16 protein-coding genes are annotated in these 15,037 nt (G+C 28.0%); 15 read left to right on the plus strand and 1 reads right to left on the minus strand.

The window, feature by feature from the left end:
• The first annotated feature begins 3 nt into the window (after positions 1 to 3).
• The 4 genes from NSA23_RS00375 (at position 4) to pyrR (ending at position 2,649) form a co-directional block, all read left to right on the plus strand.
• Positions 4 to 627, plus strand: coding sequence for a TraR/DksA C4-type zinc finger protein (locus NSA23_RS00375; protein WP_042682101.1), 624 nt, complete (start codon positions 4 to 6; stop codon positions 625 to 627).
• Between the two features lie 103 nt (positions 628 to 730).
• Complete coding sequence (lspA, locus tag NSA23_RS00380) at positions 731 to 1,192, plus strand: signal peptidase II (RefSeq protein ID WP_257490100.1); 462 nt, start codon at positions 731 to 733, stop codon at positions 1,190 to 1,192.
• A 10-nt stretch (positions 1,193 to 1,202) separates the two neighbouring features.
• A complete protein-coding gene (locus NSA23_RS00385; protein WP_042682097.1) occupies positions 1,203 to 2,126 on the plus strand; it encodes an RluA family pseudouridine synthase in 924 nt (307 codons plus the stop codon).
• On the plus strand, positions 2,116 to 2,649 hold the full coding sequence (gene pyrR / locus NSA23_RS00390; RefSeq protein WP_042682096.1) for a bifunctional pyr operon transcriptional regulator/uracil phosphoribosyltransferase PyrR: 534 nt from the start codon (positions 2,116 to 2,118) through the stop codon (positions 2,647 to 2,649). The genes NSA23_RS00385 and pyrR overlap by 11 nt, the downstream gene beginning before the upstream one ends.
• Before the next feature lie 12 nt (positions 2,650 to 2,661).
• On the opposite strand, the gene NSA23_RS00395 is transcribed toward pyrR, so the two are convergent.
• A complete protein-coding gene (locus tag NSA23_RS00395; protein WP_042682094.1) occupies positions 2,662 to 4,434 on the minus strand; it encodes an Rqc2 family fibronectin-binding protein in 1,773 nt (590 codons plus the stop codon).
• 213 nt (positions 4,435 to 4,647) lie between these two features.
• Here NSA23_RS00395 and NSA23_RS00400 point away from each other — a divergent pair, with 213 nt between their 5' ends.
• The 11 genes from NSA23_RS00400 (at position 4,648) to rlmN (ending at position 15,015) form a co-directional block, all read left to right on the plus strand.
• Entirely contained in the window at positions 4,648 to 5,529 is an 882-nt protein-coding gene (locus NSA23_RS00400) for a YicC/YloC family endoribonuclease (protein ID WP_042682091.1), read from the plus strand.
• Positions 5,530 to 5,552: 23 nt separating this feature from the next.
• Positions 5,553 to 5,813, plus strand: a complete 261-nt coding sequence (remA, locus tag NSA23_RS00405) for an extracellular matrix/biofilm regulator RemA (RefSeq protein ID WP_438357572.1) — start codon at positions 5,553 to 5,555, stop codon at positions 5,811 to 5,813.
• A 14-nt stretch (positions 5,814 to 5,827) separates the two neighbouring features.
• A complete protein-coding gene (gene gmk / locus NSA23_RS00410) occupies positions 5,828 to 6,430 on the plus strand; it encodes a guanylate kinase (protein WP_042682086.1) in 603 nt (200 codons plus the stop codon).
• Positions 6,431 to 6,441: 11 nt separating this feature from the next.
• Complete coding sequence (gene rpoZ / locus NSA23_RS00415; protein WP_042682084.1) at positions 6,442 to 6,651, plus strand: DNA-directed RNA polymerase subunit omega; 210 nt, start codon at positions 6,442 to 6,444, stop codon at positions 6,649 to 6,651.
• An 8-nt stretch (positions 6,652 to 6,659) separates the two neighbouring features.
• The gene (gene coaBC, locus NSA23_RS00420; protein WP_042682081.1) at positions 6,660 to 7,856 is read left to right on the plus strand and encodes a bifunctional phosphopantothenoylcysteine decarboxylase/phosphopantothenate--cysteine ligase CoaBC; all 1,197 of its coding nucleotides are present in this window, start codon (positions 6,660 to 6,662) and stop codon (positions 7,854 to 7,856) included.
• A gap of 53 nt (positions 7,857 to 7,909) precedes the next feature.
• Positions 7,910 to 10,384 carry a primosomal protein N' gene (priA, locus tag NSA23_RS00425; protein WP_050069821.1) on the plus strand — a complete coding sequence of 825 codons (2,475 nt, stop codon included), beginning with the start codon at positions 7,910 to 7,912 and terminating at the stop codon, positions 10,382 to 10,384.
• 11 nt (positions 10,385 to 10,395) lie between these two features.
• Positions 10,396 to 10,851 (plus strand): peptide deformylase, encoded by a 456-nt coding sequence (gene def / locus NSA23_RS00430; RefSeq protein ID WP_042682079.1) that lies wholly within the window; start codon positions 10,396 to 10,398, stop codon positions 10,849 to 10,851.
• A gap of 10 nt (positions 10,852 to 10,861) precedes the next feature.
• Entirely contained in the window at positions 10,862 to 11,791 is a 930-nt protein-coding gene (gene fmt, locus NSA23_RS00435; RefSeq protein ID WP_042682076.1) for a methionyl-tRNA formyltransferase, read from the plus strand.
• 60 nt (positions 11,792 to 11,851) lie between these two features.
• A complete protein-coding gene (locus NSA23_RS00440) occupies positions 11,852 to 12,514 on the plus strand; it encodes a zinc metallopeptidase (protein WP_042682074.1) in 663 nt (220 codons plus the stop codon).
• A 64-nt stretch (positions 12,515 to 12,578) separates the two neighbouring features.
• Entirely contained in the window at positions 12,579 to 13,925 is a 1,347-nt protein-coding gene (gene rsmB / locus NSA23_RS00445; protein ID WP_042682072.1) for a 16S rRNA (cytosine(967)-C(5))-methyltransferase RsmB, read from the plus strand.
• A 52-nt stretch (positions 13,926 to 13,977) separates the two neighbouring features.
• A complete protein-coding gene (gene rlmN / locus NSA23_RS00450) occupies positions 13,978 to 15,015 on the plus strand; it encodes a dual-specificity RNA methyltransferase RlmN (protein ID WP_075052125.1) in 1,038 nt (345 codons plus the stop codon).
• Positions 15,016 to 15,037 lie beyond the last annotated feature (22 nt).

Below are 15,037 nucleotides of genomic sequence, written 5' to 3' on the forward strand. Positions count from 1 at the left end.
ATAATGGATCAAACTAAAAAAGAACATTATAAAAAACTATTATTCAAGGAAAAAGAAAGAGTTGAAAATCTTTTAAATGGAATGGAAGGAAATCATCTAGGGTCTATGGAGGAATATGGAAAAGAACTATCTTTCTATGACAATCATCCAGCAGATTTAGGAACGGAAGTATTTATGATGGAACATGATATGGGACTAAAGAATAAAAATAAAGATATTATATATGAAATTGAAACCTCTATTGATAAATTAGAAGAAGGAAATTATGGGATATGCGAAAATTGTGGCGTTGAAATTGAAAAAGATAGATTAGAGTTAATTCCGTATATAAAATTATGTTTAGATTGTTCAAAGAAAAAATTGCCTTTAGATATAAAGATGAGTTTTAGACCTGAGGAAGAAGATAGAGAAAGTCCTTTTGGAAGAAGAAATATTGAAATTTCAGATAAGACTGATATGGACTTTGATAGAGAAGATAGTTATCAGGCAGTTGCTAGATACAATAAAGTTGAAAAAGATCCTTCTGATACAACAGGAGATAATCAAGGGATATTTGATGAAACAGAAGAGGGTATTGTGGAAGATGTAGAAAAAATATCAGAAAAAGATTTTAAAGATACACTTTAAGAAATTATATTTAAGACTAGTTAGAAGGTTAACTAGTCTTTTATGTTGTAATAATTTGCTTAATGAATTAAAATATAATATGTAATTATTAACTAAGGAGGAAATACATTTGCTATATGTAATATCTATATTAATTATAATATTGGATCAATTGACAAAGCACGGAGCTATAAAGTATTTAAAGGATAACAAACCTATAGCGGTTATAGATAATTTTTTGGAATTCAATTATGTAGAAAACTTTGGAGCAGCTTTTGGAATATTACAAAACTGTAGAATATTTTTTATTATAATAACTTTAATAGTAATAATAGCGATATTTGTTTTTTTTAGGAAAAATTTTTATTTTTTGAATAAAGGAATGAAGGTTTCTTTAGTTATGCTTTTAGCTGGTGCTATAGGAAATTTAATAGATAGAATACGATTTGGTTATGTAGTAGATTTTATTTCAGTTAAATTTAAAAATGGCTATGGATTTCCAGTATTTAATATTGCTGATAGCTTTATAGTCATATCTACTATATTGATTATATATATGGTTTTATTTGATAAGTATAAAGTATAGGGGAGAAAAAATGGATATTATTGAAATATGTGTAGATGAAAAAGGGAATCAAAGAATAGACTCTTATTTAGTTGAAAAACTTGGTAATATATCAAGATCTAAGATACAAAAAATGATTAAGAAAAATTTGATAATAGTGAATGGAGAGAAAGTCAAGCCTAGATATTTAGTTAAAGATGGAGATTATATAGAGGTAAAGATATTGAAACCTAAGAAAATAGATATTCCTCCTGAAAATATTCCTATAGATATAATATATGAGGATGAAGATATTGGCATAATTAACAAACCTCAAGGCATGATTGTACATCCTGCATCTGGAAATTATTCTGGTACTTTAGTGAATGCCCTTTTGTATCATATGGATAGTCTTTCTTATATCGGGGGAGAAGAAAGACCAGGAATAGTTCATAGACTGGATAAGGATACTTCAGGACTTCTAATAGTGGCTAAGAATAATTTTTCCCATAGTATTTTAGTAGATGAAATAAAGAACCACAAAGTTAAAAGAATTTATTATTGTCTTGTTCATGGAAATATAAAAGTAGATAATGGAATTGTAGATGCTCCTATTGGAAGGGATGTTGTAGACAGAAGAAAGATGGCCGTGATAAATAAAAATAGCAAGGAAGCAAGAAGTCATTTTAAAGTGTTAGAAAGATTTAAGGAATATACTTTAGTAGAAGTTAAATTAGAGACTGGACGTACGCATCAAATTAGGGTTCATATGTCTTATATTGGACATCCAGTAGTTGGTGATAAGGTTTATTCAGATAGGAAAGATTCATTTGATTTAAAGGGACAATTACTCCATTCAAAGAAAATAGGTTTATATCATCCTAGAAAGAAAAATTATATAGAATTTGAATCACAACTTCCAAATTATTTTATAAATATTTTAGAAAAATTAAGGGGGGTTACATTTGATAACTAAAGCGATTATTTTAGATGAAAAAGCAATTCAAAGAGCAACTACAAGGATAGCTAATGAAATATTAGAAAGAAATAAAGGTACTAAAGACCTTATATTAGTAGGTATAAAAACTAGAGGGGTTCCTTTTGCAGAAAGGCTCTCTAGGAAGATATTTGAAATTGAAGGGGAAAAAGTTCCAGTTGAAATATTAGACATAACTTTTTATAGGGATGATTTGGAGGAAATAAGTAAAAATCCAATTATTAATAAAAGTGAATTTAGTTTTGATATAAATAATAAAATTATTGTATTAGTAGATGATGTAATATATACAGGAAGAACTGCAAGGGCAGCATTGGATGCTTTGGCTCATAAGGGAAGGGCAAAAAAAGTACAGTTGGCAGTTTTAATAGATAGAGGACATAGAGAGTTACCTATACGTCCAGATTATATAGGAAAGAATGTACCTACATCTAGAAATGAAATAGTAAGTGTTGAATTTGAAGAAATAGACGGAAAAGATCAGGTGTTGATTAAAGAATAAAAAGGTAGAAATTTAAATTTCTACCTTTTTTATTTTGTTAATTTCTTCTTTTTTAGGTGTTACATAAATAGTATTATTTTTTTCATATATGACCATTCCTGGTTTTGCACCTTTTGGTTTTTTAACATTTTTTTTCTGGGCATAATCAATGGCTACATTTTGTGAATTTTTTGCTTTACTATAGAAAGCAGCTAAAAGAGCAGCTTCATATAAAGTTTCTTCTGGAACCTCAGCATCTTCTAATCGAATAATAACATGGCTTCCAGGTATATCTTTACTATGAAGCCATATATCATCTTTATTTGCAAATCTAAGGGTTAAATAATCATTCTGTTTATTATTTTTTCCTACATATATGTCAAGATTGTTGGAAGAAATAAAATGATAAGGTTTAGAGGTTCTTTCCTTTTTATTTTTATTCTTTTTGTCTTTACCTTTTAAATACCCTTCTCTTCTTAACTCATCTTTTATTTCATCTAATTCTTCTACTTCTGTACAGTTGTCAATACTAATGAGTATATTTTCTAAATAATCAATTTCGTATTTAGTCTTAGGAATCTGTTTTTCTAATAGTTTAGAGGCATTTTTGAGTTTTGCATATTTTTTATAATATCTTTGAGCATTTTGAGGTGGAGATAATTTTGGATCCAAAGGAATATTTATTTCTTCTAGATTTTCTGTATAGAAATTTTCTAATTTTACTTTGTCTGCTCCCTTATCAATTTTATATATATTTGCAGATATTAGATCTCCATATACTTTGTATTTTTCTCTTTTTTTAGATTCTAAAAATTCTTCCCTTTGCTTATTTAATTTGTTTAGATCTCTATCTAATTTAGTTTGTACAGTTTTTCTAATGGATAAAGATTTTTGCCTAATTCTATCTAAAATATCCTTCTCTCTATAATAATTATCTAAAATAGTACTCATAGATTCATTGTATTCTTTATCTATGCCATCATACTGAGTAAGTTTCAAAGCATGAAATGCTAAAATCTCATTATTATCATTTTTTATAATATTTGGTGTAAATCTTTTTTCTAAAATATCATCCATTGTTAGTTTAAAAGAGTTATATAATTCTTTTTTATCTAAATCCGTTAAAACATCAGTAGTAGACCTTTCGTCTATATTAGCTCTATAGCAAATTTCTCGACTAATTAAAGGGCTTAGTCCAATAAAATTTGTATAAAAATATTTAAATACTTGAGAATTTTTTTTGCTTTTATCCCCTATTTCTAAAAATGTTTTAAAATCTACATTTAAAGGATTAATTTTATTGTTAGAAGGAGGATATTGGTATTGAAGTCCTGGTAGAACTTGACGCACTCTACTTATATTTTCAGGGATTCTCTTTATAGAATCTAATATAATTTTAGAGGACTCATCAACTAAAATTATATTACTATGCTTTCCCATGATTTCAATGATTAATTGTTTTATATTGATTTCACCCATTTCATCCAAGGATTTAATATCTATAATTATTATTCTATCCAATTCGTATTGGTTAATATCTAGTATTATTCCTCCTTGTATTTGTTTTCTTAAAAACATACAGAACATGGGAGGATTATTAGGATTTTGTTTGGAAAAGTTCGTTAAATATATTCGAGGATTATTGCTACTAGCTGATAGAAGTAGTTTATAATTGTTTCCTAAATTATGAATATGGATAAGTATTTCATCTTTTTCTTGTTGATATATTTTATCAATTCTCCCACCAACAATTGTTTCTTTAAATTCTGTTACTAAAGCATTTGTTACAATTCCATCAAAAGACATTTTCTATTCCTCCATTTAATTTATTAATTAAAGTATACCATTTAATAAGAACTAAATAAATAAAACAATATAAATGAATTTAAAAAGTTACATTTTTGTAATATATTATAGATAAAAAATTCTAATTACAATATAATTATATTGTAATTTACTTTGACAGGAATAAAAAATATGGTAAAATTGACTATAATGGATTAGAAAGGGATGAATACCATGTTAATGAGTATGACTGGATTTGGAAGGGGAGAGAGCAGTGATGATACATATAATTTCACTGTTGAGGTAAAATCACTTAATCATAGATATAATGATATTATAATAAAGATGCCTAAACATATCAATTATATGGAAGAAAATATAAATAAAATGATAAGAAAAAGGGTAAGACGAGGAAGAGTGGAAGTTTACATAGATCTAAAATACATTAATGACAACAATGTAAATGTTAACGTTGATATTCCATTAGCAACGGCTTATAAAGAAGCATTAGAAAATATGAGAGATAATTTAAATATAGATGAAGATATTAATATAAATCATATTATAAAAATGCCAGAAGTAGTTAAAACTGAAAGAAAAAAAGATGATGAAAATAAAATATGGTCATGTCTAAAAGAGGCTTTGGATGAAGCTTTGAATAATTTAATAAATATGAGATGTAAAGAAGGGGAACAAATTTTTAATGATATAACAAAAAAAACAATGAATATTAAAAATATGATTGAAGAGATTGAAAAAAGAGCTCCTATAGTAGTTGAAGAGTATAGAGAAAAATTAGAAAAGAGAGTTGGAGAACTTTTAAAAAATCAATACGAATTAGATGAAAATAAACTAGCAAATGAAGTTGTATTTTTTGCTGACAAAAGCAGTATTGATGAAGAGGTAGTAAGGCTATACAGTCATGTAGATCAACTTTTTGGATGCTTAAATAGTAATGAATCAGTTGGAAGAAAGCTGGATTTTTTAATTCAAGAAATGAATAGAGAAATAAATACCATTGGTTCAAAATCTAGTGATATAGCAATTAGTAGACTAGTTGTAGATTTTAAAAGTGAATTAGAAAAAATTAGAGAACAGATTCAAAATGTAGAATAATTAAGGGAGGGTAGGTTATGAACATTAAACTAATAAATATTGGTTTTGGTAATATAGTATCAGCAAATAGGATTATTGCTATAGTAAGTCCAGAATCAGCACCAATAAAGAGAATGATACAAGAAGCTAGGGATAGAAGTATGTTAATTGATGCAACTTATGGTCGTAGAACTAGAGCAGTCATTGTAACAGATAGTGATCATATTATTCTATCTGCTGTTCAACCTGAAACTGTAGCCCATAGGTTAAATAGTAAAGAAGTAATAGATGTGGAAATAGATTAGAGGAGGAAGGAAATATGGCAGAAGGTCTACTTGTTGTAGTGTCTGGTCCATCAGGATGTGGTAAAGGTACTATATGTAGAAAATTTTTACAGCGAAATGAAGATATGAATATTTCTATATCTGCTACTACAAGAAGTCCTAGAAGAGGCGAAAAAGATGGAGTGAACTATTTTTTTTTAACAGAAGATGTATTTAAAAAAATGGTTAGTAAAAATGAATTCCTAGAATATGCTAATGTACATGGAAATTTTTATGGAACTCCAAAGAAATATGTATTAGATAAAATTAAAAAAGGTGAAAATATATTTTTAGAAATAGATATTCAAGGAGCATTACAGATAAAGAAAATTTATCCAAATGGAGTATTTGTATTTATATTGCCTCCATCTATGGAAGAATTAAAAAATAGAATTATAAGAAGAGGAACAGAAAGCAAAAGTGACATAGACAGAAGATATAAAAATGCCTTTAAGGAAATAGAGTATATAAATGAATATGATTATGCAATTGTAAATGATAAGGTTGAAAAAGCTGTGAAAAAATTAGAATCTATAGTAACAGCTGAAAAGTCTAAGGTAGATAGACAAATTGAATTAATAAATAAAATATTATTGTGAGGAGGTTTCTTATGTTATATCCTTCTATTAATGAAGTGACAAAAAAAGCAGATAGTAGATATACTTTAGTTATGTTGACAGCTAAAAGAGCAAGACAATTAGTTGATGGTTCCAAGTCTTATATAGAAACAGATTCAACTAAACCAGTTAGTATTGCTATAGAAGAAATAGCAGAGGATAAAATAACTTATAAACGTCCAGATATTAAAAGTATTAAGTAGGTGAGGAAATGTTAAATGGTAAAAATATATTAGTAGGAGTAACTGGAGGAATAGCAGCTTATAAGACAGCTGATTTAGTAAGTAAATTGAAAAAATTGGATGCTAATATACAAGTTATAATGACAGAAGCTGCAACTGAATTTGTATCTCCTTTGACCTTTCAAACTTTAAGCCAAAACTTTGTTTATGTAGATATGTTTGAAGAGCCAAAAACTTGGGAGGTTGAACATATTTCATTGGCAGAAAAAGCTGATTTAATATTAGTGGCTCCAGCTACAGCTAATACAATAGGCAAAATAGCCAATGGAATAGCAGATGATATGCTTTCTACAGTTATTATGGCTACAGAGGCTAAGGTTATATTTGCTCCTGCTATGAATAGTCATATGTATTCTAATCCTATTGTAGAGGAAAATATGAATAAGCTATCAAATCTTGGCTATGAATTTATAGAACCTGGAAGTGGACTTCTTGCCTGTGGAACCTATGGAGCTGGTAGAATGGCTGAGCCTTTAAATATAATAGAATATGTAAAAGGCTATTTTGGACCTAAAGATTTAGAAAACCAGAAATTAGTTATAACAGCAGGACCAACTATAGAACCATTAGATCCTGTAAGATATATGACTAATTTTTCTAGCGGCAAGATGGGTTATGCATTGGCAGAAGAAGCCAAAAAGAGAGGTGGAGATGTAGTCTTGATTACTGGACCTACTAATTTAAAACCACCTACAGATATTAAGGTAGTTAATATAAATACTACAAGGGAAATGCTTAATGCAGTAGAGAAAGAATTTAATGACTGCCAAATTTTAATAAAAGCAGCTGCCCCTTTGGATTATAGACCTAATGTGGTAAGTAATTCAAAGATTAAGAAGAAAAATGATATCTTAGAGATGAAGTTTATTAAGAATCCAGATATCTCCAGACATTTTGGGAAAATAAAAAAATCTCAAATAATGGTTGGATTTGCAGCAGAAACAGATAATATTATAGAATCTGCAAATGAAAAGATAAAAAGAAAAAACTTTGATTTTATTGTAGCTAACGATGTGTCAAAAGAAGGAGCTGGCTTTAAGACTGATACAAATATAGTTACTATAATAGATAAAAATGGAAATATTGAAAATTATCCTTTGATGCAAAAGAAAAAATTGGCAAATATTATTTTAGATAAGATAGTAAAATTGAAAACTAAAAGCTAGATAGATTTTCGTCTGGCTTTTAATTTTTTAATAGATAAAGAGGATTGGTAATTATGAGTAAAATCATTGCTAAGGTGATAGTGGACAATAGGGCTTCAAAAACGGACAAACCTTATACCTATGCAGTTAAGAAAGATATGGAAGAGGATTTGAAACAAGGAATGAGAGTTCTAGTTCCCTTTGGAATGGGAAATAGATTTATTAAAGGTATTGTAATAGAAACGGAAAGATATAGTGGAGATATTTTTAAATTAAAGTATATTGAAGAATTATTAGATGATAGGCCTATTATTTCTGAGGAAATTTTAGAATTAGGTTTATGGATGAGAGAAAAATATCTATCCTCTTATTTAGATGCATTGCATGCTGTTATGCCTCCGGGAGATATCAAAGAAATAACTACCTATATCTATATGAAAAACAGACCAAGTTCAGAGACATATAGTTTATCTCATATTCAAAAGAATATAATTAATTTATTAAATAAAAACGAGAAAATTTCTTTTAAAGAATTAAAAGAAAAAATTAAAGATAATAATATAAGAAAGCATATAAAGAAATTAGAAGAAATAGGAATATTGGAAACTGATTTAGAAGTTGGAACGAAAGTTGGAAAAAGATATGAAAAGTATATTGATTTAAAAGATAATAATATTAAATTAGAAGAACTAATTTCTGAAATTGACAATAGAGCTTTTAAGCAAAAGGAAATTATAGAATATTTGTATATGCATGGAGAAACTCCCTTAAAAAAATTATTAAAAGAGGTAAATACTTCTCATGGAGTTATAAAATCATTAGAGAAAAAAAATAGAATAGCAATTATTGAAAGAGAAGTTTTGAGAAATCCAATACCAAAGGGTATTTTAAATTATGAAAAACATAGATTGACAGAAAAGCAGCAATATTGCTTAGATGAAATATTAAATTGTATAAAAGAGAATAAAGAAAATAAGTTTTTAATCCATGGAGTAACAGGAAGTGGGAAAACAGAGATATATCTTCAATTAATTGAAAAGCTTATTGAAAAGGGAAAAGAGGCTATAGTATTGGTACCAGAGATTTCTCTTACACCTCAAACAGTAGAAAGATTTGTAGGGAGGTTTGGTCAAAATGTAGCAGTATTACATAGTAGACTTTCAGCTGGGGAAAGATTTGATGAGTGGAGAAGAATAAAAAGAGGGGAAGTAAAAATAGTTGTAGGTGCAAGGTCTGCTGTTTTTGCTCCTTTTAATAATTTAGGTATAATAATAATAGATGAGGAACATGAAAATAGTTATAAATCTAGTATGAACCCTAAATATAATGCTATTGAAGTAGCAGAAAAAAGATGTGAACTAGAAGGAGCTGCTTTGGTTCTTGGAACGGCAACACCTTCAATAGAAACATATTATAGAGCTAAAAATGGAGAAATAAAACTTTTAACTTTATTAGATAGAATCAATAATAAAAAATTACCTATTATGAATATAGTAGATATGAGAGATGAGTTAAATTCAGGAAATAAATCTATTTTGAGTACAGATTTATATAATGCCATAGAAGAAAACTTAAAAGATAAAAAGCAAACAATTTTATTCTTAAATAGGAGAGGATATTCAACTTTTATATCTTGCAGAAAATGTGGCTATATAGCAAAATGTAAGAATTGTGATATTTCTTTAACATATCATTTCTCTGATAATAAATTAAAATGTCATTATTGTGGTATGATAGACACACCGCCTAGAATTTGTCCTAAATGTGGAAGTAAATATATTAAGTATTTTGGATCAGGTACTCAAAGGGTAGAGGATCTAATAAAGAAGCTTTTTCCTCAAGCTAAGGTGGCAAGAATGGATGTAGATACTACTTCTAGAAAAGGAAGTCATGAGAAAATTTTACAAAATGTAAAAAATGGGAATATAGATATTTTAATTGGAACTCAAATGATTACTAAAGGATTAGATTTTCCCCTTGTGACTTTAGTAGGCATTATTGCAGCAGATACTAGTTTAAATTTACCAGATTTTAGATCTTCTGAAAGAACATTTCAACTTTTAACTCAAGTGGGAGGTAGAGCTGGAAGGGGAGATTTTGAGGGTCAGGTAATAGTGCAAACTTACAATCCAAAACATTTCAGTATTCAGATGGCAAAAGAACATAATTATACTCAATTTTATAATAAGGAAATATTGTTAAGAAGGGAATTTAAATATCCACCTTATATGGAGATTATTAGCTTAGTTATATATGGTAGAGATAAAGGGAAGGTATCTGAAGTATCTAAAGAGGTATATGGAAAAATAATACTAGAACTTAGAAAAAATAAGTTGGAAAAACTAGAAAAAGATATATTTGGACCTAATCCTGCACCATTAGAAAAACTTAAGAATAATCATAGATGGCAAATTATTTTTAAATCAGACAAAGGGGATTCAAGTATGTTAAAAGATATAATTAATAGGGTATGTATATATAATAGTCAAAGTAAAAAATACAAAGGCATAAAGTTTAGTATAGATGTAAATCCAAATTCAATATTATAGGAGGAATAAAAATGGCAATTAGACAATTAAGATATGTAAATGATCCTATATTAAGAAAAAAATCTAGGGAAATAACTAAAATAGATGATAGAATAAAAACTCTTTTAGATGATATGGTTGAAACAATGCATGAAAATGAAGGAGTAGGATTAGCAGCTCCACAGGTAGGGATATTGAGAAAAGCTATAGTTATTGATATAGGGGAAGGAATTCTAAAATTAATAAATCCAGAAATAATAGAGAAAGAAGGAGAAAATTTAGATGTAGAAGGATGTTTAAGTGTGCCAAATAGAGCAGGAAAAGTTTTAAGACCTGAGAAAGTAAAGGTAAAATATTTAGATACAGATGGTAAGGAACAAACAATTGAAGGAAATGGTCTTTTAGCTAGAGCCCTTTGTCATGAAATAGATCACTTAAATGGAGTCTTATTTATTGATAAAATTGTAGAGGAAATAGAAGAGGATTAGGAGGGGTTCAATGAAAATTATTTATATGGGAACGCCAGAATTTGCTGTAAAGCCATTAGAAAAACTATATGAAGAAGGGTTTGATATCCCATTAGTAGTATCTCAAAAGGATAGACCAAAGGGAAGAGGGAAAAAGCTTTTACCTACAGCTGTAAAAGCTAGAGCAGAAGAATTAGGTTTGGAAGTATTCCAGCCAGACAATATAAATAGTGAAGATAGTATAAATAAATTAAAAGATATTAAACCAGATTTTATAGTTGTAGCTGCGTATGGTCAAATTTTAAGGAAGAAGATTTTATCAATTCCTAAATATGCTTGTATAAATATTCATGCATCCCTTTTACCTAAATATAGAGGAGCAGCACCTATAAATTGGGCAATTATAGATGGAGAAGAAGAAACTGGGATAACTATTATGGAAATGGTTGAGAAATTAGATGCAGGAGATATATATATAAAAGAAAGTATAAATATTAAAGAAGATGATGATGCAATAACCATTCATGATAGTTTATCTGAATTAGGTGGAAAAACAATTGTTAAAGCATTAAAAGGTATAATTAGTGGTAAAATAACTCCTGAAAGCCAAGATGATTCAAAATCCAACTATGCTCCAATGTTAAATAAGAAAATGGGAAAAATTGATTGGAATGAATCAGGTGAATCAATAAAAAATCTTGTAAGAGGACTAAAGCCTTGGCCTACTGCTTATACATTTTATGAAAAGAACAATGTAAAAATTCACAGAGTTGAATTATGTTCTAAATTTAAAGAAGGCGAAAATGGTGAAATAGTTAAGGTGGATAATGAAGGAATATTTGTGAATTCTAAAGATTCATGTATTATAATTAAAGAATTACAATTTCCAGGCAAAAGAAAAATGAGGGTAGAGGATTTTATTAAGGGCAATGAAATAAAAGTAGGGACAATTTTGGAATAGTTGCATTATTATAAAAACTATAGTATTATATTATGATACTATAAAAAAAGGAGGGTTTTTATGGATTATTATTTATTACTCATGATAGCTTTAATCATATCTTTCTATGCTCAAATTAAAGTAACCACATCCTTTAACAAATATTTAAAGGTTCCAAGTAATTCAGGTTATACAGGAAGAGAAGTCGCAAGAGAGATATTAGATAGAAATGGCTTATATGATGTAAGAGTTGAACCAATTGGAGGAAATCTTACTGATCATTATGATCCTAGAACCAATGTTATTAGATTATCTAATAATGTTTATAATGGACGTTCTATAGCTTCTCTAAGTGTAGCAGCACATGAGGTTGGTCACGCTATTCAACATGCAGAAGGATATTTCCCTCTTATACTAAGAAACAATATTGCACCTATTGCTGGCATTGGGTCTAGATTTGTTTGGATATTAATCTTTTTAGGATTTTTAATAAGTCCATTCCTTATAGAAGTTGGAATAATATTATATTTAGCGATAGTATTATTTCAAATTGTAACATTACCAGTTGAATTTAATGCTAGTAGAAGAGCATTGTATCAATTAGATACAGGAATAGTTACAAGTGATGAAATAGGTCCAGCTAAGAAGGTATTAAAAGCTGCAGCATTAACTTATGTAGCGGCAACATTAGTAGCCATTGGACAATTATTAAGACTTATGTCTCTATCTAGTAGAAGAAATTAAAGAGGTGAATCTCACCTCTTATTTTTTTATGAATTTTGTATATAATAATCTTGGAGGTGAATATATGAAGAAAAACACGAGAGAGGCTGCCCTTAAAATATTGATTGAAATAAATGAAAAAGGTGCTTATTCAAATATAGCATTAAATAAATATATTAAACTAGATACAAATAAATTAGATGAAAATCTTACAAGAGGAATAGTTTATGGGGTATTAGAAAACAGAATATATTTAGATTGGACAATATCAAAGTTTTCTAAAATAAAAATTAAAAAAATTGCTCCTATTATTTTAGAGATTTTAAGAATTGGAGTATATCAAATAATCTTTATGGAAAGAATTCCAGATAGTGCAGCTGTAAATGAATCTGTAAAGCTAGCAAAGAAATATTCTCATAAAGGTGCAGTTGGATATGTAAATGGAGTTTTGAGAAACATAGCTAGAAACAAGGAAGAAATAGACAATATAAATATAAAAGATAAATTAGAATATATATCTATAAAATATTCACATCCTAAGTGGATGGTAAGAAGATGGATAGAAGATTTTGGAGAAGAGTTTACATTAAAATTATGTAAAGCAAATAATGAGAAGCCAAAATTAAATATTAGAACAAATACATTAAAAACTGATAGAAAGACTTTAAAAAAATCACTAGAAGGTAAAGGATACAGTATTTTAGAAACTAAATATGCTTTAGATGGATTAATAGTAGAAAATCCTTATAGGATTACAGATATAGATGAGTTTAAGAATGGATTATTTACTATACAAGATGAAAGTAGCATGTTAGTTTCTCAAATAATGAATCCTAAAAAAAATAGTACTATAATAGATATATGCAGTGCACCAGGTGGTAAAACTACGCATATGGCACAACATATGGAAGATGAGGGAAGTATAATAGCAAGGGATATTTATGATCATAAATTAAAATTAATCAAAAATAATTCTAGCCGTTTAGGTATAAATATTATAAAAACAGAATTATTTGATGCCTTAAATATAGATGAAAAATTGTTGTCGAAAGCTGATTATATATTAGTAGATGCTCCCTGTAGCGGTTTAGGGCTTATAAGACGAAGACCAGAAATAAAATGGAATAGAAAGGAAGAAGATATACAAGAAATAAAAGAAACTCAATACAAAATATTAAAAAATGGAAGCAAATATTTAAAGCCTGGAGGAATTTTAGTATATAGTACTTGCACTATTGAAAGAGAAGAAAATATAAATATAATTAGAGAGTTTATTTCAGAGAATGATAGTTTTGAATTACTTAGTTTTAAATCTCTTTTGAAATTTGAAGAGGGTTTTGAGACTGCAAAAGATGGGTATATTGAGCTTTTTCCTCATATTCATGGTACTGATGGCTTTTTTATAGCTAAACTTTTAAAGAAAAATGAATAAAATTTTATCAATTATGGTATAATATTTAATTAAGAAAGTTAGGAGGGTTTTTTTGCAAAAAATAGATTTTAAATCGTTGTCTTTAGAAGAAATGAAACAATTATTTCTTAAAATAGGGGAGAAAGAATATAGGGGAGAACAAACTTTTAATTTCATTCATAAAAATATGGTGGATTCAATATCTAAAATAACAGTTCTACCCAAAGACACTAGGGACAAGCTAGAAAAGAATTATACTATAGGAAATATTTCTGTTTTAGAGAGATATGATTCAAAAATAGATGATACGAAAAAATATTTATTTTTATTAGAAGATGGGAATATAATTGAAAGTGTAGCTATGAAATATAGTTATGGAACATCAGCCTGTATTTCAACTCAAGTAGGTTGTAAAATGGGTTGTGTGTTTTGTGCTTCTACTAAAGAGGGACTTGTAAGAAATTTAACTTCAAGTGAAATTTTAAGCGAAGTTTATAATATACAGAAGGATCTTAATCTAAAACTTAGCAATATTGTTTTAATGGGCAGCGGGGAGCCTTTAGATAACTACGATAATGTAATCAATTTTTTAAAATTATTGCATGATGAAAAAGGACAAAATTTTGGATATAGAAATATTACTTTATCTACTTGTGGTTTAGTTCCAAAGATATACAAATTAGCTGATGAGAAAATTCCAATTACTTTGTCTATATCCTTACATTCTCCTTTTGATGAGGATAGAAAAAGAATGATGCCTATAGGAAAAAAATATAGAGTAGAAGAAATTTTAAAAGCATGTTATTATTATGTAGAAAAAACTAATAGAAGGATAACCTTTGAATATACTTTAATTAATGGAGAAAATGATAGAAGAGAGGATTTAGAAGAGCTGGCTAGAATATTAGGGGGGCTTTTGTGTCATGTAAATTTAATTTGTTTGAATCCTATTGAGGAATTTAATAAAACTAAAGCTAAGGAAGATAAAATTCAAGAATTTAAAAATAGATTAAATCAAAAAGGTATATCTACAACTATTAGAAGGGAAATGGGTTCAGATATTAATGCAGCTTGTGGCCAGCTTAGAAGAAAATACATAAAAGGCTTATAGGCTAGTATAGCTTGGCGAGGTG

Source organism: Anaerosalibacter massiliensis (genome assembly GCF_024623155.1).
Classification (GTDB): domain Bacteria; phylum Bacillota; class Clostridia; order Tissierellales; family Sporanaerobacteraceae; genus Anaerosalibacter; species Anaerosalibacter massiliensis.